Origin of the sequence: Natronomonas salsuginis (assembly GCF_005239135.1) — an archaeon.
Taxonomy (GTDB): domain Archaea; phylum Halobacteriota; class Halobacteria; order Halobacteriales; family Haloarculaceae; genus Natronomonas; species Natronomonas salsuginis.
Genome location: NZ_QKNX01000001.1, coordinates 695,682 through 713,471, shown reverse-complemented (window position 1 = coordinate 713,471; position 17,790 = coordinate 695,682). Strand labels below are relative to the sequence as shown.

The following is a 17,790-nucleotide window of genomic DNA, read 5'->3' as shown; positions in this document are numbered from 1 at the left end:
GGGCCGTCGGTCTGAAAACGATTGTGGATACGGGACGATCGGTTCGAACGGACCACTCAAACCGGCGAGATGACGAGAGGACCGAAAGGGTGTTTCTCGCGGGCGGGAAACGTGGGGTGTCGTGCAGTATCGATACGTCGCCTTGGCGCTGTGCACCCTCGCGTTCACCGCGACGATGGTCGCCCGCCTCGTCATCAGTCCGGTCGTCCCGCAGATCACGGCTGACTTCGCCGTCTCGAAGGGGGCCGTCGGCCTCGCGCTGTCGGGGATGTGGGCGGCGTATGCCGTCTCGCAGTTCCCGAGCGGCATCCTCTCCGATAGACTCGGCGAGCGTCGGGTCATCCTCGCCGCACTCGGGCTGACCGCCTCTACGAGCGTCCTGTTGGCTCTCGCGCCTTCGTATCCGGTGTTCGCGATCACGGCGGTGGTTCTCGGTGCCGGTGCCGGCCTGCACTACAGTGTGGCGACCTCGTTTTTCGCCCGACACTTCGATCAGGTGGGTCGGGCGATCGGAATCCACGTGACCGGGGCCCCAATCGCCGGACTTGTCGCGCCCGTCGCGGCGGCGGCGGTCGGCGTGCGCTACGGGTGGCGGCCGGCGCTACTGTTGGGCGCGGCGGTCGCGATCCCGATCTTCGCGCTGTTTTGGCTTCAAATCGACCGGACGCCGCCAGCACGACCCGACGTTCGAATGCGCTCGCAACTCGAGATCGGCCCGCTCCGCGAGCTACTCGGCCGACCGCAGATCAGATACACGATGCTCCTCTCGGTCGGTGGCGCGTTCTCCTGGCAGGCGACGGCGTCGTTCCTCCCCACCTTTCTCATCGAGCATCACGGATACTCGGCGGCGGGCGCGAGCCTCCTGTTTTCGGGGTATTTCGTCGTGCACGGGGCCACACAACCGCTCTTGGGAACGCTCTCGGATCGATTCGGCCGCGACGGGATCGCCGCGCTCGCGTTCGGAAGCGGCGTGGTCGGCTACGGATCGCTCGTGGCCGGCGCGGAAGCTGTCGTGCTTGCAGCTATCCCACTCGTGGGGATCGCGATGTCGTGGGGGGCGCCGGTCCAATCGCGATTCATCGACGTCCTCGGTGCCAGCGAACAGGCCACCGGGTTCGGACTCGTCCGAACGGGTTACATGATGGTTGGCGCGCTCGGAAGCGTCGTCGTCGGGACGCTCGCGGACGTGTTCGGGTGGCAAGCCGCGTTCGGTGCGGTCGTGGCCGTGTTGGTGTTCGAGTGTCTGCTCGCGGTGCTGTTGACACTCCGCGACCGACCGTGAGTCGACCCCACAATGAAACGTCGATAACGGATGGGTTATTTATGCCAGACCGTGTAATCCGACAATATGTCCCCCGAATCGTACGACATCGTCGTCGTCGGTGGCGGAACATCCGGGTGTTTCGCCGCGGCGACGGCGGCCCAGAAAGGCCTTGACGTGGCCGTCCTCGAGCGGAAGACAGCCGAAGAAGGTGGCCGAATCGCCTGTGGCGATGCGATCAAAGGAACCAGTACGTTCCCCGACGTGATCGATCTCGACTACCTCCGCGAGGAGTCGTTCACCAACGAGGGGATCACGCTCGCGCGCTTCGAGAACCCGAAGACGAACGAGAACCTCGATATCGGCTTCCGTGGCGGAAGCGGCGCGATCGTCGACAGAAAGCGATACGGCGAGGTGCTCTTGGAGGAGGCCGAACGCGCCGGCGCGGAGATCCACTACGAGACCGTCGTCCAGGACGTCGTCCAAAACGGCGCGGTTCGCGGCGTCACGGCGACGAAGCGCGGCTCGGTCGTCGAGTACGAAGCGGACGTGGTGATCGACGCCGCCGGATCCCTGTCGCTCCTGCAGGACAAGGCCGATTTCGACGGGACGACGTTCGACACGAACGTCAACTACCAGCAGTTCTGTTCGGCCTATCGCGAAGTGATCGAACTGGACGATCCCGTCGATTGGCACAACGCGATCGTGTTCAAACCGACCGCCGAGCTCGGCTATCTGTGGTACTTCCCGCGCACGCCGACTGAAATCAACGTCGGATTGGGCTTTCAGATGAACAAAGAGCCGATGGAGCTGGTCGAACACCTCAAACGCGATGTCCAAAGCCGCGAGGAGTTCGAGGGCGCGACGGTGAAGGACAAACTCGGGGCCGCCCTCCCGACCCGTCGCCCGCTCGATTCGGCGGTCGCACCGGGCTACATGGCGGTCGGCGACGCGGCCGCACACGTCAATCCCTGTACCGGTGGCGGAATCCCGGGCGCGGCGAAGGCCGGGACGTGGGCCGCGGAGGCGGCGATGGAGGCCATCGCCGACGGGACGACCGACGACGAGGACGCACTCTGGGAGTACAACCGTCGCGTCCAGACGGACTTCGGCAAGCGCTTCGCCGCGATGGATCTGTACAACATCTGGGGCGGCACCTACGACGTCGACGAACTCGTCGACATCGTGAGCGCGATGCCGGGCCAACAGCTCGCTGACGCGCTGGCGCTCGAAGGAACGGCCTCGATGAGTTGGCCGCTGAAGATCAAGACCGCGGTAAAGACGTTCGGCCACTGGGGAACGCTCTTCGAGCTGAAAAAGCTCAACGACCTCGCGACCGAACTCAAATCGGTGTACGACGACTATCCGACGACGAGCAACGGATTTGACAACTGGCAGTCTCGGCGGGATTCGCTCATGGACGATCTCTACGAGTTGACCGGCGCTGACCCGAAGTACTGACTGAGTTCATCGACCCGACGCTGGGGTGGGCGAATTCTCCGAAACCCACGCCGCGAGATCGTCGCCGCTGATGAATCCATCCGCGCGCCGAGCCGCCGGTGAACCGTCTACGAAGAGGACGAAAAGTGGGACGCTCCGGACGTCGAACCGTTCGACGAGGGGCGGATCATCTCGGGGGTTTATCAGGCCGACTGCGGCGTCGAGTTCGCGGGCGAGGTTACCGAGCACCGGCTCCATGCTCCGGCAGATGCCACATCCCTCCGTGTAGAACTCGACCAACGCGACGTCTGACCCCGAAATGAAGGCGTCGAGGTCGTCTTCGTCGGTGATCCTCGCCGGCCGATCCACCGACGACGGTCGCTTCGCGGACTCACTGTTGCCCATTGTGTACAATACTACGCGGCGAACGCATATAAATGCTCGTCGGAGGTTCGCGCGTCGAGTCGGCTGCGAACGCCGTCACGGGTAGACGCTCAACACGCCGTATCCGATCGCGAACGCGAGGAGGAACGAACCGATCCACGCGCCGACGGTGACGCCGATCTTTCGCTTGCCGATGACGTCGGAGCCGCCGACGGCGACGCCGGCACCGACGATCGCGCTCACGACGATCTGGTTGAACGAGACGGGGATCCCGTACAGGACGGCGACCTGAGCGATGGCGAACGAGGGAAACAGCGCCGCGATTGACCGACGCGGTCCGAGCGACGCGTAATCCTGTGCGACCGCCTTGATCATCCGCGGGGCGGCGGTCCACGAGCCGAGGAGCAACCCAACACCGCCGCCGGTCGCGAGCGCCGTCACCGTGATCATCGTCCCGTCGACCAACGGCACGAGCGGTCCGACGGCGAGTCCAACCTGGCTCGCGCCAGCCGAAAAGGCGACGAGACCGCCGAGGACGAGCAAAAACGACCGGAGTCCGTTGTCGATGGCGACGGCGATGCGCCAGTAAACGACCGCGAGCGCGACGCCCGCGGCCGCACTCGTAACCACGATCCAACCGATCCACGGCGTTGGAAACGCGGTCCCGACGGTGGCGGCCACCGACGCCATCTCCTCGCCGGACGCGAGCAGCGCGAACTCGACGTTGACGACAATCGCGCCGACGGCGGCCGCGAGTATCGGAACGCTGAACCGCTCTGGAACGTCGTCTCTCGGGAGAATACGTGCGATCCCGAACGCGAGTCCGCCGCCGACGATGGGAGCGAGCAGCCACATCGTCGCGATCTCGGCGTACTTCTCCCACGCTGGATCGCCGCCGAGCGCGAGCCCGGACCCGATGACGACCCCCGTGACGGTGAAGGCGGTCGCTATCGGGTAGCCGGTCACGATGCCGATGGCCATCAACCCGGCGGCGGTCACCAACACGACGATCACCGCGACGGTCGGGAGTGTCAGCCCGACGATCAACTCGCTGCCGACCGCTTCGGAGACGCTCGCCCCCTGTAGGCTCGCGCCGGCGAACCCGAGAAAGCCGACGAGAAACGCCGCGCGCATGATCGAGATCGCGTTCGCGCCGACGGCCGGAGCGAACGGCGTCGAACCGCTGGAACCGGCGCCGAGCGCCCACGCCATGAACGCGCTGGCGACGAGGGCGATTGCAAACGGGAGGATGAACCCCGTCATTCGGTACGGCCCCTCCCGCCACAGTATGAGCGGACGTGTTCGTCGGCGGGTCCCGTGTCCGTGACCTCACCGCCGCTATCGACCGGTGGCATAGACGCTCGTCTCTCGCTACTCATGTCGAAAATGAAGATGTTCGCTGTCAGTCGTCGCTTGGAACGGCGGCGTTCGTGGTCACGTTCCGGCTCCGCCAGACGCCCTGGGCGTACGCACCGAGGAACATCCCGCCGATCGCGTAGAGGATCACCCAGTTGCCGACGCCGAGGCTGGCGTAGGCCGCGCCGGGGCAGATTCCCGCCAGTCCCCAACCGACGCCGAAGACCGACCCGCCGATCAGGACGTTCCGGTCGAACGGCTTCAGCCGGCGTCCGTACGGTTTGCCGGTCAGCGGCGCACTGTCCCGAAGCCGCGGGAGGGTCCAGAAAGCGATTCCGGCGACGATCGAACCGCCGAACATCACGAACAGCAGGCCGAAGTCCTCGAACGTCAGGAAGTTGATGACGACCTCCGGACGCGCCATGTGGCTAAATCCGAGTCCGAACCCGAAGATCAGCCCGCCGACGAGGATCAACAGCATGAACAGCGGATTGCGATCGGATGTCATGGCGTCACCCCCGCGGCCGCGACGAGGTTCGCGGTGATAATCGCGACGATCAGGAAGGTCGCGACCCCGACTAGCGAGGTTCGAGAGACCGATCCGACGCCGCAGATCCCGTGACCGGACGTACACCCCTTCCCGATCCGGGTTCCGATGCCGACGAGGATCCCGCCGAAGAACAGCCGCCACGGCTGTATCTCGGTGACCCACGCGCTGCCCGTCAGCGACCACGGCTCACCCTGATAGATCAGGGCGTAGATCGCCGCGCCGCCAATGATACCGATCGTGAACACGACCCGCCAATCGCGGGACGGTCGATACTGCTGGAACCGCTCTTGATCCGAAACGTACGACAGCGTCGATTCGAGAAACGTGCTCGCCCCGGCAGCGATCCCGGTGCCGAAGTAGATCAACGCGGTCGCTGCACCGACGAGGATCCCGCCGACAGCGTAGCGGTAGATCCCGTTCGGAAACAGCGTCTCGACCGCCCCGGATCCGAGGAGTTGCGTGATCATCGATGTGCACCCATCTTAGCCGTCATCGGTATCGCGCCCTCAGTCACTCGTGAGCGCATCCTGGCTTGCGGCGCAGTTGTTCGGCCCCAACTCGAGCGTGAACGCTTCCTCGTCGTCGATCTCCTCTTGGCCGAGGTTGGTCGCGATGATGTTCACGTAGTTGGCCGGGCGGGGCGGCATATCCGAGAGTACCAGTTCGACGAAGTCCGCTTCGTCCATCGAGAGCGCATCCATCCGTGACTTCAGCTCGCCAATCGGTGCCGTGTAGGTACCGTCTTCGGCCGCTTTTGCGGCGTCGCTGAAGTGGGCACCGCCGACGAGCACGTCGTCGTCGAGAGTGAGGACGCGATTCTGCAGGGAGTCGTACAGCATGCGCGCCGCGTCGGGTGCGCCCTCGTCGCCGTCTTCAAGGTCAGGACGAGCGACGCTCTCGATGAAGAGGCCGTCGCCGGTCGCGAGTAACGATCCGTCGACGAGGTAGGAGGTCATCCCGGTCGTGTGTCCGGGGGTGAACACCGTCTCGATGGTCGCGTCGCCGACTTCGAAGGTGTCGCCGTCGGTCGTCAGCGTGACATCGTCCGCGTAGGTGACGCCTCGATCGGCGGCGGCTTCGGGGAGGACCGCTTCGACGCCCGCTGCACCGAGATTGCGAAGTCCGGAGATGTGGTCGGCGTGAATGTGGGTGTCGAAGGCGTATTTGAGCTCGACGCCGAGTTCCTCGGCGTCCGCGAGATAGCGGTCGGTGAACGCTCGAAGCGGATCGATCACAGCGGCCTCGTCATCGTCGTAGACGAGGTAGCCGAGACAGCCGCTCGAGGGGCGTTGGTACTGCAGGAGCGTCCCACTACCGTCGTACTCGGAGACCTCGTGGGCCTCGTAGATCGACGCCCAGCCGTTCATGCCTTCCTCGAGGTGATCGACGTCGTATCCTCGGTCCGCAAGCGCACCCGCGACGTATTCGCTCGCGCCGCCTTTCGCACAAAGAACGGTCACGTGCTCGTCGTCGGGTATCGATGCGAGCACGTCATCATCGATCTCCTCGTCGAGGAATTCGAAGTACGGAACGTTGATAGACTCGACGGTCTCGCCGTCGATTCGCCACTCCTCGTAGTCGCCCGCCATGCGCGCATCGAGGACCGTCACGTCCTCGCCGCGATCGATGCGTGCCTTGAGTGATTCCGGCGTGATCGATTCGACGTTCGATTCGGGGGTCGGGAAGTCCATCGCTTCTATGTCCATCTGTACTACCCAGTATTCACCAGACCAACTTAAGAGTTTGCATAGTTATTCAACTACTCCACAATACAACATCCCATTACTGTCGCGTTGAGCCACTCTTAGAGCGCTCGTGCGTGAGTATACTACCGGACAGCTGGTAGCAGTATATTTTGGTTGTTCAAATACTCTGCAAACATCGACACACTTATGACGGCCGAGCCGATATTGTGCAATAACCCCAATACAGGGGAATCAGAACAATGAGTACGGAAACCACATCCGAGACGCTCGACGTGAAAGGACAGAACTGCCCGATGCCGGTCATCAAGACGAAAGGCGCCTTCGAGGAGCTCGCTGCGGGCGAGTCCCTCGAAGTCGTTTCAACGGACTCCGGAAGCATGAGCGACATCGCCGGATGGGCGAACTCGACCGACGACGCCGAGTTGCTCGATCAAGTCGAAGCGACCGAGGGCGGCGAATCGGTGTACAAACACTACATCCAGAAGGCGGAGTGAGCATGAGTACGGACACACAACCGGGATCGGACGCGACGCTTTCGGCCGAGGAGGTCGCCGAACTACAGGCCCGCGTCGACGATCTCGAATCCGAGCTGTCGGACGTTCGAACGGCGGTCGACGACGACACGAAGAAGATGGTCATCATCGCGACGAAGGGAACGCTCGACATGGCGTACCCGCCGCTCATCCTCGCGAGCACAGCCGCCGCGTTCGGCTACGATGTGACCGTCTTCCACACGTTCTGGGGGCTCGAGATCCTTCACGAGGAGAACTCGAAGGACCTCCAGTTGAGCTCGGTTGGGAACCCGAACATGCCCGTCCCGAACGCGATCGCCGCCCTTCCGGGGATGGACCGGATGACTACCCGGATGATGCGGAATAAGATCTCCGACAACGAAGTCGCGAGCGTCGAGGAGCTGATCGATATCTCCCTCGACAGCGGCGTCGATCTGCAGGCCTGCCAGATGACGATCGATCTGCTTGGCTACGACGAGAACGACTTCTACGACGGCGTCACGACCGGCGTCGGCGCCGCCTCGGCGTTCCAAGAGATGGTCGACGCCGACATTCAACTGCTGGTCTGAGCGGACTTTTCGAACCGTTTGTTTTCCACCGCCGAGAGCGCCGCTTCGAAGTGAGCCGACCCGATCTCGATCTCGGTGGCCCGCTCCGTAGCCGCCTCCGGGCCGACTTCGTCAGCCAGTTCGCGGATCGCTCGCATGGATGCATCGCGGACGAGCGATTCGAGCTCCGCCCCCGAAAAGCCGTCCGTTCGATCGGCCAGATCGTCGAACGACACGTCCTCACCGATCGGTTTTCCGGCGGTGTGAACCGCCAGTATCTCGCGTCTGGCATCGACGTCGGGGGTCGGAACCTCGACGTGTGATTCGAGTCGACCGGGACGCAACAGCGCGTGATCGAGCGCGTCGCGACGGTTCGTCGCCGCGATGACGACGACGTTCGGGTTCTCGGAGAGCCCGTCGAGCTCCGCGAGCAGCTGCGAGACGACGCGTTCAGTGGCTTCGCTCGCGTTGCCTCGAACCCCGGCCAGCGCGTCGATCTCGTCGAAGAAGACGATCGCCGGGGCCGCCTGGCGCGCGCGGTCGAACACCTCGCGGACGGCCTTTTCGGACTCGCCGACGTACTTATCGAGCAGTTCCGGCCCCGCGACGGAGACGAAGTTGACGTCGCTCTCGCCCGCGAGCGCTCGGGCCAACAGCGTCTTACCGGTCCCGGGCGGCCCGTACAGCAGGATCCCGGAGGGTGGATCGGTGTTCGTCGCCTCGAAGAGCGCCGCGTACGAGAGCGGCCACTCGACCGCCTCGGTGAGGACCCGCTTGGCTTCCTCGAGCCCCCCGACGTCCTCGAACGTCGCGTGCGGCGTCTCCGCAACGTACTCCCGCATCGTCGACGGATCGACGGCCGTCAGCGCGGCCTCAAAATCGGCCCTCGTGATCGACAGTTCCTCGCGAGCGTCCCGATCGCGGAGCGCGCGCATCGCCGCCTCGGTGGCGAGCGAGTGGATGTCCGCACCGACGAACCCGTGCGTTCTAGTGGCTAGATATTCGAGGTCGACGTCGTCGGCCAGCGGCATCGTGCGGGTGTGCACGTCGAGGATCTCACGTCGCCCCCGCTCGTCGGGCGCGCCAATCTCGATCTCCCGATCGAATCGACCGCCGCGCCGCAACGCGGGATCGATCGCGTCCACCCGATTCGTCGCGCCGACGACGATGACTTGGCCCCGATCATCGAGCCCGTCCATGAGCGTCAACAGCTGGGCGACGACCCGATTCTCCATGTCGGCGTCCTCGTCGCGGGTGCCGGCAATCGAGTCGATCTCGTCGATGAAGACGACCGCGGGCTGGTTCTCGACCGCGCGCTCGAACACCTCTCTGAGTCGCTCTTCGCTCTCGCCTTTGTACTTCGAAACGATCTCCGGGCCGTCGATAACCTCGAAGTGCGCGTCGACCTCGTTGGCGACGGCCTTCGCGATGAGTGTCTTGCCGGTCCCGGGCGGCCCGTACAGAAGCACGCCGGACGGCGGCTCGACGCCCAGTTTCCGGAACAGCTCGGGTTCGGACAGCGGGAGTTCGATCATCTCGCGGACCTGTTCGAGTTCGTCGTCCAGACCGCCGATGTCCTCGTACGTGACGTCCGAGGTTGGCTCGGGGGCGGCACGCTCCGCCGCGTCCGTCTGCACGCGATCCGTTTTGGCGTCGTGTGGGGGTCGTTCTCGTACTCGTACGGAGGTTTTTCCTGTGACGCGGACGGTTCCGTCCGGTGCCGCCTCGACGACTGTCGCCCGAACGCCGGGGCGTTCGAGGCGGATCGTTTCCCCCGTCCGAAGCGGTCGATCACGAAGATCGCTCGCGATCGCATCGAGCAACTCGTCGTCGGCGCTCACGGGGATCTCGACGACGACCCGGTCAGCCTCGGCGATCGAGACGGGGGCGACGGTCACCGTCTCGCCGATTGTGGCGTCGGCGTTGGCGCGCGTTTCGGCGTCGATCCGTACGATCCCGTCTGTCCCGCCCGCGGGCCACACCTTCGCAACGGTCGGTCGACCCCCCTCGATGACGACCGTGTCACCACTCAAGACGCCGAGCGAGCGCCGCGCGGATTCCGGCAGGCGGGCGACGCCGCGCCCCGCATCCCGTTTTTCCGCACCCTTCACCGTCAGCGTGACCTGCCGGGCCATGCAAGTCACTCCGTTCGCCGGACGCTTTACCGTTCCGCCGCGCTGCAGCCCACTACCGCTCGGTCAGACCGGGCGTCGTCGTCGCGCCGTCTCGGGGCAACGGTTATACGGGATCATATCGCACCATTAGATATGGTCGCGACCACAGAGCGGGACGGTTCGACGTGGTACGAGTGCGAAAAGTGCGGACTACTCTTCGACGACCGGACGGACGCAGCACAACACGAGGAGAACTGCGACGCCGAGGGGCCGAGCTACATTCAGTGACTCACCGAGAGGCCAATCGATCGCGGTGTTCGTCAGCTAGGCGCTCTGCTTCCGCGCGGTTCTGTGTCGTTTGCCACCGAACCCGTCGTCCGTCCCCGTAGGCGAGCGCCTCCTTCAACTCGTCGCGCAACGGGCCGTGTTCGACGGCGATGACGACGCCGTCGTCATCCCCGAGTTCATAGACACCGTACCGGTCGGGAACTCCGGCGACCGTCGATCGTTCGAGCGGCTCCCAGGCCTTTTTCAGCGGCATTACGCTTCCCCCGTCGTCTCGATCGTGTCGTTGGAGTCGGACGCTTCAGCCCCGTCGTCCGATGCGACGAGTTCGTAGGACGCCTCCCCGGTCTGATCCTCCGCGAAGACGAACACGCGACCGCGGGCAACCGTCGGGTCGGCAGTGACCTCGATCCGGTATCCGTGATTCGCCGCCTCGACGCCCGGAAAGAGCGAGGTCTCCTCACCGCGTTCCAGGATGACTCGCCCGACGCCGGTCGATTCGAGGATCTCGTCGTGGGTGCTTCGATCGTTGACGTACACCATGACACCCTCCGTCTCCGCGGGGGACGTGACGAGCACGTGCACGTCACGACCGGGTGGGCAGACGACGCTTTCGTCGCGTTTCTGTGGGACGCCGTGGTAGAACACCGATCGGCCGTCGAGATACTCCACTTCGACGCCTTCGGGTTCGAGGGAAACGTGAAGCGTCTGCGGTGCGATGTCGCTTCGCTCGGTCATTGCGTCAGGGTTCGCCTCGCCCGGACAAAAGGGAGGCGATACGACTCAGTTTCGAAAGCCCAGCAGTCGGAGGCCGTTCAGGGAGGCGAGAGCGGTCGATCCCTCGTGCCCGACGACGGCCAGCGGGAGCTGGATGCCCCGGGTGAGTATCGCGACCACCATGATCGCGCCGGAGGTGATGGCGAGAGTGGTCACGAGCCGCCGTCGGGTTGCGCGACGCAACCCGAACGCCGACGGGATCCCGTCCAGCTCGTCGGACATCAACACGACGTCGGCGGTTTCGAGCGCGACGTCCGTGCCAGCACCGCCCATCCCGATGCCGAGCGTGGCGGTCGCCAGCGCCAGCGCGTCGTTGACGACGCCGCCGACCATTGCGACCGCGCCGTAGCGGGCGATCAACTCCTCGATGCTCGTGACCTTCTGCTCGACGAGCAGTTCCGCACAGACCTCGTCGACACCGACTTACTCACCGACCCGTCTGGCGACCCGCTCGCTATCGCCGAAGCCGATCGTCAGACTCCACGGCGACCAACACGCTCGCCTTCCCCTCCGCTCGAGCGCGATGGCGCACGATTCACAGCTTCGACTGCCCATCCCATCGACGTGCATCGTGCAGTGGGCGTCTCGATCAGTCGCGACCGTCGCCATTCGCCGAGCGAACTGTTCGACATCCCCGCTCGTCAGGTGTGTGGAGTCGTACGCGACGGAGATTCGACCACGCTCCGTGTCCACTTCGACCGACCCGATTCCGGGAGGCATCGAGCCGTCGCCGCAACCGGCGGCCGTTCCCGACGAGGCGTCGTCGGGAGCGGAACCGGACGGCTGACGCATGAATGGCGGTCAGTTGTCAGGAGTTCCGCTTGAACGCCTCGGTGGGGTGTACGAGGAGGGAACGAAACGGGAAGGCGTTCACCCCGGTGCGACCGGGGGCGTTCGATTCGAGTTAAATTCGGTCTGAAACGTCTCGTCAGTAGTTTATATAACCGAACAACAAAAGTGGGTCGGACCGGAGTTGAACCGGTGACCTCCGCCGTGTGAAGGCGGCGTCGTAACCGGGCTAGACCACCGACCCAGCGGTCGAGAGTATCGCCGCCCCAGACTTAACCCTTTTCAAGCGAGGATCGGGCGTCCGATCAGGCGTCGCTTCGGTCGCCGCGGTAGCTGTCGATCCGCTGGCGAGCGTCGGCGATGGCTTCGCGGGTCTCGCCCTCCGCTTTGGCCTGTAGCTCCTTGAGATCCTGTCGGACCTCGTCGAAGCGCCCCGGTTCCGGCTCCTCTTCCTCGCGGTCGACGAGTTCGTCGACCCGTTCGCGGATCGGTTCCAGTTCCTCTGAGACGCCCGCTTTGGCGGTCTCACCGGCCCGTTTCAGGTAGTATTTGGCGTCCTGGAAATGTTTATTCATAATACGTGCAGAAATACGACGAGAACGAATAAAACGGTTGTGGCGGCGTTGACGTATCGTATCGATCGAACGTTCGGCACTCTCGCGTCGGTGGGCGTTAGTGTTATTGACCTCGCCACTATACAGTGGGATATGAGCCAAAGCGTCCAGCCGGACGACCCCGTATCCGTGACCGAGGCGGCGGCCGATCAAGCAATCTCTCTCATCGAAAACGAGGGGTACGACACCGACGAGGCCGGGCTCCGCTTGTTCGTCCAGCAAGGCGGCTGTGCCGGACTCTCCTACGGACTTCGCTTCGACGTAGAACCGGAGGAAGACGATGCCATCACTCGCCACCACGGGCTCAGAGTGTTCGTCGATCCGGCGAGCCAAAAGTACATCGACGGTTCGGTCCTTGACTTCGAGGGCGGTCTCCAGGGCAAGGGGTTCAGCGTCGAGAACCCGAACGTCGAAAGCGAGTGTGGGTGCGGCGAATCGTTCCGGACCTGAACAGTCGTCACGTCTCGTCGACCGGATCGACTTTTTTCCCGGTCTCCTTCGGAACGACCCGATGGGTCGCGTTCTCCCACTCGCGCGCTAACTCCTGGCCTTCGAAGAGCCGATCGAGAAAGACCGCCAGCCCCGCCACCTCCGAGTGCGGTTGGTTGGTTACGCTGACGTTGTACTCCGCTCGTTCGTAGACGTCGAAGGGAACTTTCTCGGCACCGACGACGATCAAAAGCGGCCCGTCTGTGAGGTCGCGCCGAACGTCGTCCTCGATGTCCTGTATCGGCAGTCCGTACATCGTCAGATGAACCGTCGTCCCGCCCCACTCGCGGATCACTGCCCGTGGACTGTCGGTCAGTTCGACGTCGAAGGGGCCGCCGAACCGATCCGTGATGTCCTCGATCGTCTCTTTGGACCCTGACGCCGATCCGGCGATGACGACCCGGTCCGCGCCGAGCGCCCGAGCGGTCAGACCCACGTGGGTCGTCATCCGGTTGTCCCGCCCCGGACGATGCCCCAAACGAAGGACGACGACCTCGTGTTCGGCTTGCATGGGCTCCCTTTCGCCGGAACGCGTTAGGGGGTTTCGGTCGGCGGGCACACACACCGTCGCCGAAACCGACTTACCAGCGCCAAGGGAACTCACGCCAATGGAGAAAACCGGGTCGAGCGTTTGCATCACGGGCGGCGGCGGATTCGTCGGATCGCATCTGGCAGATAGACTCGCCGCGGACGAGGAGGTCCTGGTCGCTGATCACTTCGAAAACGGCCGGCGCGAGTGGGTTCCCGACGGCGTAGCGGTCGTCGATGGCGATCTCGCGGAGTCGGCCGTTCTGGACGCGGCGATCACGGAGCAGACGGACACCGTCTTTCACTTCGCCGCCGACAAGGCCGTCGACAGCGACGATCCGAACGCGCAGTTCCGCGAGAACACGTCGATGACCGCGTCGGTCCTCGAACGCATGCGCGAGGTCGGCTGCGATCGGATCGTGTTCACGTCGTCGTCGACGGTGTACGGCGAGGCCCCGCGCCCGACGCCGGAGGACTACGCCCCGCTGGAGCCGATCAGTATGTACGGGGCCGCAAAGCTCGCCGAGGAGTCGCTGCTGTCGGTGTACGCCCACAGCTACGGGTTCGAGGTCTGGAACTTCCGCTTCGCGAACATCGTCGGGCCGAGACTGCAACTCGGCGCGGTCATCCCGGACTTCATCCACAAACTCCGCGAGGATCCGACCGAACTCGAGATATTGGGCGACGGCCGCCAGGAGAAGTCCTACATGCACATCGAGGAGTGTCTCGATGCGATCGAACACGTCGTCGAACACGCGGACGCCCCGATGAACACGTACAACCTCGGCACGCGAACCACGACTTCGGTCCGCCGAATCGCCGACATCGTCGCCGACGAGATGGGCGTCGAGCCGACGTATCAGTTCACCGGCGGCGAGCGCGGCTGGGTCGGCGACGTGCCGAGAATGCGGCTCTCGATCGAGAAGCTCGCGGCGACCGGCTGGACCCCGGACCTGTCGTCTGACGACGCCGTTCGACGGGCGGTTCGCGAACTGCTCTGATGGGGTTCACACTGAAAAGGGCGTTCGAGCGGACACCGCTCGCTCGCGGACTCGCAGCGTCGCCTCAGCGGTGTAATCGCCCGGCGTTGGGTCGGGCCACACCTCCTCGAAGGCCGCCGTCTCGCCGGGCTGTAGCTCCGCGTCGGTGAGCGTCTGGGCGAACGCGCGTCCGTCGCTGTATCGCCAGACTTCGACGCCGTCGGCGAACACCGCGAAGTCGGCCCTGCACGCATCGGCGAAGGTGAGTTCGATGGGCGTATCACCGGCGTTGACGATGGAGAAGCGAAAACTGACGCCATCGCCGACGGTCACCTCCAGCGCCGTCTCGAGCATAACGCCCATTCGAGCCGTCGAGCAAAAGGATTGCCCCGATTCGGGAACGGTCGGCAGCAACCGATAAACCGTTCGGTCGACTAGGGAGATCACGTGCAGATCGTCGGCTACGAGACGGGCGCTGGAACTGACCGGGAGCCGTCGCTCGTCGTCTCGAACGGCGGCGATATCGAACACGAGTCGCTCGCAGTCGGTCACGAACTCGCCTACACGCTCGGCGATCGCCACTGCGCCGGAGCAGTGGACGGAACCGGACACGTTTCGTGTGACGACCCGGCGGCACCGTACTGCGAGTCTCACGACTCGACGTGGATCTGTGCGCGCTGCACCGGGACGTGTCTCAAGGCGGAGATGGACTGCTATCGCGAGCACGCGATATACATCGCGGCGTTCGCCCCCGCAACGTTCAAAGTCGGCGTGACCGGGCGCTCCGATCCGACCGTTCGACTTCGCGAGCAGGGCGCGGATCGAGGCGCGATACTCCAGTACGTCGAGGACGGTCGGATCGCGAGAGAGATCGAAGCCCGGATCGCCGCGGAGACCCCGCTTCCGGACGCCGTCCGCGTATCGAGGAAGATCGACGGGATGAGTCGCTCGATCGACGAGGACGCGTGGCGGCGTCTTCTCGACCGGTTCGACGTCGAGGCGATCCACGACTTCCAGTACGGCTTCGATCTCGACGCCGCGCCCATCGCCGAAACGCTCGCGTCGGGGACGGTCCTCGGAACGAAGGGGCGTCTCCTCGTGCTCGAACGATCCCGCGCGCGGTTCGCCGTCGACATGCGGTCGTTGGTCGGCCACGACGTGGAGCCCGGAGCGACGCCGCGAGCGCTGCAATCCGACCTCGGATCATTCGGTACGTAGCCTGCCGGTTCCATAACCTGTGGACTTTTTTATCGTGAGCCGAAAGGGAGGGCTATGACGGACGAGGAAAAATCAGAGACCGACAGCGAAGGCGAGGAGAAATCGTTCCGCGAGCGCGTCGAGGAGATCCGACAACAGCGAGCCGAGGAGGGCGAAGGCGAGGACGGCGAGGAGCTGAGCCGTGAGGAGAAGATGCAGGAAATGATGGGCGGTGGCGGCCCCGGCGGCATGGGCGGCGGCATGGGCGGAAGCCCCTTCGCACAGATGATGGGCGGTATGATGGGTGGTGGCGGCCCCGGCGGCATGGGTGGCGGCCCAGGTGCCCCCGGCGGTCGTCCCGGCGCAGCCGAAGAGGAAGGCGGCAACGAGGAGGTCGTTCGGGAGGTCCGGAAAGTTCGAGACGAGCTCCACGACATCCGGCGAGAGATCCAGCGGATCGCCGACGCCCTCGAGGAGTAGTTGTTAAACCCGTCGAGAGACTCAACAAGGTGTTTTTTGTTCTCCGCTAGCACAGTAGTAAATAGCCGGAAGTGAGGTATCTATGTCAAAGGGGAAGCTGGGGATGTCGGGGATCGAAGCGCTCCAAGCCACGCCTGATCTGGCGTGTATCGTCGATCGTAGCGGACGGTTGCTGTGGTGGAACGGCCGTTTTGAGACGGTGACTGGCTACGAGGCGGACACGCTAGCCGACGGCGACGTCTTCGATCTCGTCACACCGGATGACGAAACGGTCGTCCGCACCGCCATCGACCGGATCGACGAGGAATCGCCGGGTCGAACGGTCGCGATCGACGTTCTCACGAAGGACGGCGACCGACGACCGTACGAGTTCAGCGGACGACCCATCGAGACCGCTCGCGGCTCGGGAATCATCTGCATCGGTCGTGAACTCACCGGCCGAGACAAGCGCGAAATCGAGATACGTCGACAAAGGGACGAACTCGAGACGCTGAACCGGATCAGCGAAACCGTGTACGAGGTAATACACGCGGTGATCGAGGCTGCGGACCGTGACGAACTCGAGGCGGCCGTCTGTGAGGGCCTCGTCTCGTCGGATCTATACCAGTCCGTTTGGATCGGTCGAAACGAACCCAATTCGGAGATCGAACCCACCACGGGCGTGGGTCCGTCGGACGATTTTCTCTCCCGAGTGGAATCGATCAACGAACTCGACTGGGAACGTCCAGCACAGAGGGCACTCCGGACGGGGATGACCCAGACCGTGCGGGAGATCCCGGATAGTGAGCTGCCGGAGGAAATAAAGGATATCACGGACGACTTCGAGATCAGGTCGGCGATCTGCGTTCCGGTCAGGTACAATGAGACGCCCCTCGGCGTGCTCGTTGTCTACTCGACCCGGTCGCGTGCGTTCAACGAGCGCGAACGGGCCGCGTTCGAACGGCTCGGAGAGATCATCGGCTTCGGCATTCACGTCATTCGGACACAACGGGTGGTGCTCGCCGAGACGGCGACGGAGCTGACGCTTCGGACCGAAAAGCTGGAGACGCTTCTCGGGGAACTGTCGTTGGAGGCGACGGGCGAGTGTACGTACGAGTGGTCGCAGTCGACGGGCGTCGGCACGTATCGACATCTGATTACCGTACGTGGACTGGAACCTGACAGAGTCCTCGAAATCGCCAGAAGCCGGCCGGATGTCGAGGAGATCTCCCACGTCTCGGGGGACGGCGAGGAAGGGATCTACGAGTTCGTTCTGACGAACCCGCTCATCGAGCAGTTCTTCGATGCCGGCGCGGTGCTGGCTTCCATCACCGCACAGGACGGTGTGGCGACGTTCGTCGTCGAATCTCCCGGCGACGCGGACACTCGAACGTTCGTCGAGATGGCGCAGTCCCGCTACGATGCGACCCTCGTTTCGAAACACGACCTCGATCGGCCCGTGCGCACGGCTGGAGAGTTCTGGAAGACTGTCTCGGATCGGCTCACCGAGCGGCAACGAACCGCACTCCGGCACGCGCATCTTCGCGGATATTTCTCGTGGCCGCGCGATGCGACCGCTGAGGAGATCGCCAGTTCGATGGGCATCAGTTCGCCCACGTTTCACTACCACATCCGGAACGCACAGCGGGCGCTCGTCGAGGCGTACTTCGATAATCTAGAAGACTAGAGCGACGGTTGATACACGTCCGAGACGCATCGATACGTGGGAGGGCGTGAGCCTGACGCCCGTCGGGACGCATCGTCATCGATCCGCCTGACGCGGCGAAGACTTCCGCCGACG

The 17,790-nt window shown here is 64.2% G+C and carries 21 protein-coding genes, 1 tRNA gene and 1 pseudogene; 10 read left to right on the top strand and 13 right to left on the bottom strand.

From position 1 onward, the window contains the following. Positions 1-121: 121 nt before the first annotated feature. Together DM868_RS03880 and DM868_RS03875 are read left to right on the top strand one after the other, a co-directional pair. Positions 122-1,282: an MFS transporter gene (locus DM868_RS03880; RefSeq protein WP_246049007.1), complete on the top strand. Its 1,161-nt coding sequence runs from the start codon at positions 122-124 to the stop codon at positions 1,280-1,282. A gap of 66 nt (positions 1,283-1,348) precedes the next feature. Beyond that, a complete protein-coding gene (locus DM868_RS03875; protein ID WP_137275522.1) occupies positions 1,349-2,722 on the top strand; it encodes a geranylgeranyl reductase family protein in 1,374 nt (457 codons plus the stop codon). 6 nt (positions 2,723-2,728) lie between these two features. Here DM868_RS03875 and DM868_RS03870 read toward each other — a convergent pair whose 3' ends face one another. The 5 genes from DM868_RS03870 to DM868_RS03850 form a co-directional block, all read right to left on the bottom strand. Continuing rightward, on the bottom strand, positions 2,729-3,106 hold the full coding sequence (locus tag DM868_RS03870; protein WP_137275521.1) for a thioredoxin family protein: 378 nt from the start codon (positions 3,104-3,106) through the stop codon (positions 2,729-2,731). A 75-nt stretch (positions 3,107-3,181) separates the two neighbouring features. Further along, on the bottom strand, positions 3,182-4,348 hold the full coding sequence (locus tag DM868_RS03865) for an inorganic phosphate transporter (RefSeq protein ID WP_137275520.1): 1,167 nt from the start codon (positions 4,346-4,348) through the stop codon (positions 3,182-3,184). A 139-nt stretch (positions 4,349-4,487) separates the two neighbouring features. Beyond that, on the bottom strand, positions 4,488-4,949 hold the full coding sequence (locus DM868_RS03860) for a YeeE/YedE family protein (protein WP_170964420.1): 462 nt from the start codon (positions 4,947-4,949) through the stop codon (positions 4,488-4,490). Then, entirely contained in the window at positions 4,946-5,458 is a 513-nt protein-coding gene (locus DM868_RS03855; protein ID WP_137275519.1) for a YeeE/YedE family protein, read from the bottom strand. Before DM868_RS03855 ends, DM868_RS03860 begins: the two co-directional genes overlap by 4 nt. 39 nt (positions 5,459-5,497) lie before the next feature. Further along, the gene (locus tag DM868_RS03850) at positions 5,498-6,691 is read right to left on the bottom strand and encodes an MBL fold metallo-hydrolase (RefSeq protein ID WP_137275708.1); all 1,194 of its coding nucleotides are present in this window, start codon (positions 6,689-6,691) and stop codon (positions 5,498-5,500) included. 245 nt (positions 6,692-6,936) lie between these two features. Between DM868_RS03850 and DM868_RS03845 the strand changes: the two genes are divergently transcribed. Continuing rightward, on the top strand, positions 6,937-7,191 hold the full coding sequence (locus DM868_RS03845) for a sulfurtransferase TusA family protein (RefSeq protein ID WP_137275518.1): 255 nt from the start codon (positions 6,937-6,939) through the stop codon (positions 7,189-7,191). Between the two features lie 2 nt (positions 7,192-7,193). Then, on the top strand, positions 7,194-7,778 hold the full coding sequence (locus tag DM868_RS03840; RefSeq protein ID WP_137275517.1) for a DsrE/DsrF/DrsH-like family protein: 585 nt from the start codon (positions 7,194-7,196) through the stop codon (positions 7,776-7,778). On the opposite strand, the gene DM868_RS03835 is transcribed toward DM868_RS03840, so the two are convergent. Further along, positions 7,763-9,892, bottom strand: a complete 2,130-nt coding sequence (locus DM868_RS03835; protein WP_137275516.1) for an AAA family ATPase — start codon at positions 9,890-9,892, stop codon at positions 7,763-7,765. The two genes, DM868_RS03840 and DM868_RS03835, sit on opposite strands and share 16 nt — an antisense overlap. Before the next feature lie 132 nt (positions 9,893-10,024). On the opposite strand from DM868_RS03835, the gene DM868_RS15620 reads away from it, so the two are divergent. Then, a complete protein-coding gene (locus DM868_RS15620) occupies positions 10,025-10,159 on the top strand; it encodes a DUF7128 family protein (RefSeq protein ID WP_281280669.1) in 135 nt (44 codons plus the stop codon). 1 nt (position 10,160) lies between these two features. Here DM868_RS15620 and DM868_RS03830 read toward each other — a convergent pair whose 3' ends face one another. The 5 genes and pseudogenes from DM868_RS03830 to DM868_RS03810 form a co-directional block, all read right to left on the bottom strand. Continuing rightward, the gene (locus DM868_RS03830) at positions 10,161-10,412 is read right to left on the bottom strand and encodes a DUF7508 domain-containing protein (protein WP_137275515.1); all 252 of its coding nucleotides are present in this window, start codon (positions 10,410-10,412) and stop codon (positions 10,161-10,163) included. After that, a complete protein-coding gene (locus DM868_RS03825) occupies positions 10,412-10,894 on the bottom strand; it encodes a DUF5796 family protein (protein ID WP_137275514.1) in 483 nt (160 codons plus the stop codon). The genes DM868_RS03830 and DM868_RS03825 overlap by 1 nt, the downstream gene beginning before the upstream one ends. 45 nt (positions 10,895-10,939) lie before the next feature. Beyond that, positions 10,940-11,395 (bottom strand): annotated as a pseudogene (locus tag DM868_RS03820) (heavy metal translocating P-type ATPase); the annotation flags it as partial. A gap of 496 nt (positions 11,396-11,891) precedes the next feature. Continuing rightward, positions 11,892-11,966, bottom strand: a tRNA-Val gene (locus DM868_RS03815). 61 nt (positions 11,967-12,027) lie between these two features. Continuing rightward, on the bottom strand, positions 12,028-12,297 hold the full coding sequence (locus DM868_RS03810; RefSeq protein WP_137275513.1) for a DUF7553 family protein: 270 nt from the start codon (positions 12,295-12,297) through the stop codon (positions 12,028-12,030). A 132-nt stretch (positions 12,298-12,429) separates the two neighbouring features. On the opposite strand from DM868_RS03810, the gene DM868_RS03805 reads away from it, so the two are divergent. Further along, the gene (locus DM868_RS03805) at positions 12,430-12,786 is read left to right on the top strand and encodes a HesB/IscA family protein (protein WP_137275512.1); all 357 of its coding nucleotides are present in this window, start codon (positions 12,430-12,432) and stop codon (positions 12,784-12,786) included. A gap of 7 nt (positions 12,787-12,793) precedes the next feature. Here DM868_RS03805 and DM868_RS03800 read toward each other — a convergent pair whose 3' ends face one another. After that, a complete protein-coding gene (locus tag DM868_RS03800; protein ID WP_137275511.1) occupies positions 12,794-13,336 on the bottom strand; it encodes a tRNA (cytidine(56)-2'-O)-methyltransferase in 543 nt (180 codons plus the stop codon). A 97-nt stretch (positions 13,337-13,433) separates the two neighbouring features. Here DM868_RS03800 and DM868_RS03795 point away from each other — a divergent pair, with 97 nt between their 5' ends. Then, positions 13,434-14,354, top strand: coding sequence for an NAD-dependent epimerase/dehydratase family protein (locus tag DM868_RS03795; protein WP_137275510.1), 921 nt, complete (start codon positions 13,434-13,436; stop codon positions 14,352-14,354). Between the two features lie 6 nt (positions 14,355-14,360). Here the strand turns inward: DM868_RS03795 and DM868_RS03790 are convergent, their stop codons facing one another. After that, positions 14,361-14,696 (bottom strand): BsuPI-related putative proteinase inhibitor, encoded by a 336-nt coding sequence (locus tag DM868_RS03790; RefSeq protein WP_246049004.1) that lies wholly within the window; start codon positions 14,694-14,696, stop codon positions 14,361-14,363. A gap of 84 nt (positions 14,697-14,780) precedes the next feature. Here DM868_RS03790 and DM868_RS03785 point away from each other — a divergent pair, with 84 nt between their 5' ends. The 3 genes from DM868_RS03785 to DM868_RS03775 all read left to right on the top strand — a co-directional run bounded on the left by DM868_RS03785 (position 14,781) and on the right by DM868_RS03775 (position 17,676). Further along, on the top strand, positions 14,781-15,551 hold the full coding sequence (locus DM868_RS03785; RefSeq protein ID WP_137275509.1) for a DUF2797 domain-containing protein: 771 nt from the start codon (positions 14,781-14,783) through the stop codon (positions 15,549-15,551). A gap of 54 nt (positions 15,552-15,605) precedes the next feature. Beyond that, positions 15,606-16,010 carry a hypothetical protein gene (locus DM868_RS03780; protein ID WP_137275508.1) on the top strand — a complete coding sequence of 135 codons (405 nt, stop codon included), beginning with the start codon at positions 15,606-15,608 and terminating at the stop codon, positions 16,008-16,010. A gap of 82 nt (positions 16,011-16,092) precedes the next feature. Then, positions 16,093-17,676, top strand: coding sequence for a bacterio-opsin activator domain-containing protein (locus DM868_RS03775; RefSeq protein ID WP_137275507.1), 1,584 nt, complete (start codon positions 16,093-16,095; stop codon positions 17,674-17,676). The last annotated feature ends 114 nt before the right edge of the window (positions 17,677-17,790 follow it).

Excerpts from the sequence above, each read along its gene's own strand:
- DM868_RS03840 (WP_137275517.1), top strand. The coding sequence starts at position 7,194 with ATGAGTACGGACACACAACCGGGATCGGACGCGACGCTTTCGGCCGAG.
- DM868_RS03865 (WP_137275520.1), bottom strand. The coding sequence starts at position 4,348 with ATGACGGGGTTCATCCTCCCGTTTGCAATCGCCCTCGTCGCCAGCGCG.
- DM868_RS03835 (WP_137275516.1), bottom strand. The coding sequence starts at position 9,892 with ATGGCCCGGCAGGTCACGCTGACGGTGAAGGGTGCGGAAAAACGGGAT.
- DM868_RS03845 (WP_137275518.1), top strand. The coding sequence starts at position 6,937 with ATGAGTACGGAAACCACATCCGAGACGCTCGACGTGAAAGGACAGAAC.
- DM868_RS03870 (WP_137275521.1), bottom strand. The coding sequence starts at position 3,106 with ATGGGCAACAGTGAGTCCGCGAAGCGACCGTCGTCGGTGGATCGGCCG.
- DM868_RS03790 (WP_246049004.1), bottom strand. The coding sequence starts at position 14,696 with ATGGGCGTTATGCTCGAGACGGCGCTGGAGGTGACCGTCGGCGATGGC.
- DM868_RS03855 (WP_137275519.1), bottom strand. The coding sequence starts at position 5,458 with ATGATCACGCAACTCCTCGGATCCGGGGCGGTCGAGACGCTGTTTCCG.
- DM868_RS03800 (WP_137275511.1), bottom strand. The coding sequence starts at position 13,336 with ATGCAAGCCGAACACGAGGTCGTCGTCCTTCGTTTGGGGCATCGTCCG.
- DM868_RS03830 (WP_137275515.1), bottom strand. The coding sequence starts at position 10,412 with ATGCCGCTGAAAAAGGCCTGGGAGCCGCTCGAACGATCGACGGTCGCC.
- DM868_RS03795 (WP_137275510.1), top strand. The coding sequence starts at position 13,434 with ATGGAGAAAACCGGGTCGAGCGTTTGCATCACGGGCGGCGGCGGATTC.
- DM868_RS03810 (WP_137275513.1), bottom strand. The coding sequence starts at position 12,297 with ATGAATAAACATTTCCAGGACGCCAAATACTACCTGAAACGGGCCGGT.
- DM868_RS03825 (WP_137275514.1), bottom strand. The coding sequence starts at position 10,894 with ATGACCGAGCGAAGCGACATCGCACCGCAGACGCTTCACGTTTCCCTC.
- DM868_RS03805 (WP_137275512.1), top strand. The coding sequence starts at position 12,430 with ATGAGCCAAAGCGTCCAGCCGGACGACCCCGTATCCGTGACCGAGGCG.
- DM868_RS03780 (WP_137275508.1), top strand. The coding sequence starts at position 15,606 with ATGACGGACGAGGAAAAATCAGAGACCGACAGCGAAGGCGAGGAGAAA.
- DM868_RS15620 (WP_281280669.1), top strand. The coding sequence starts at position 10,025 with ATGGTCGCGACCACAGAGCGGGACGGTTCGACGTGGTACGAGTGCGAA.
- DM868_RS03775 (WP_137275507.1), top strand. The coding sequence starts at position 16,093 with ATGTCAAAGGGGAAGCTGGGGATGTCGGGGATCGAAGCGCTCCAAGCC.
- DM868_RS03875 (WP_137275522.1), top strand. The coding sequence starts at position 1,349 with ATGTCCCCCGAATCGTACGACATCGTCGTCGTCGGTGGCGGAACATCC.
- DM868_RS03860 (WP_170964420.1), bottom strand. The coding sequence starts at position 4,949 with ATGACATCCGATCGCAATCCGCTGTTCATGCTGTTGATCCTCGTCGGC.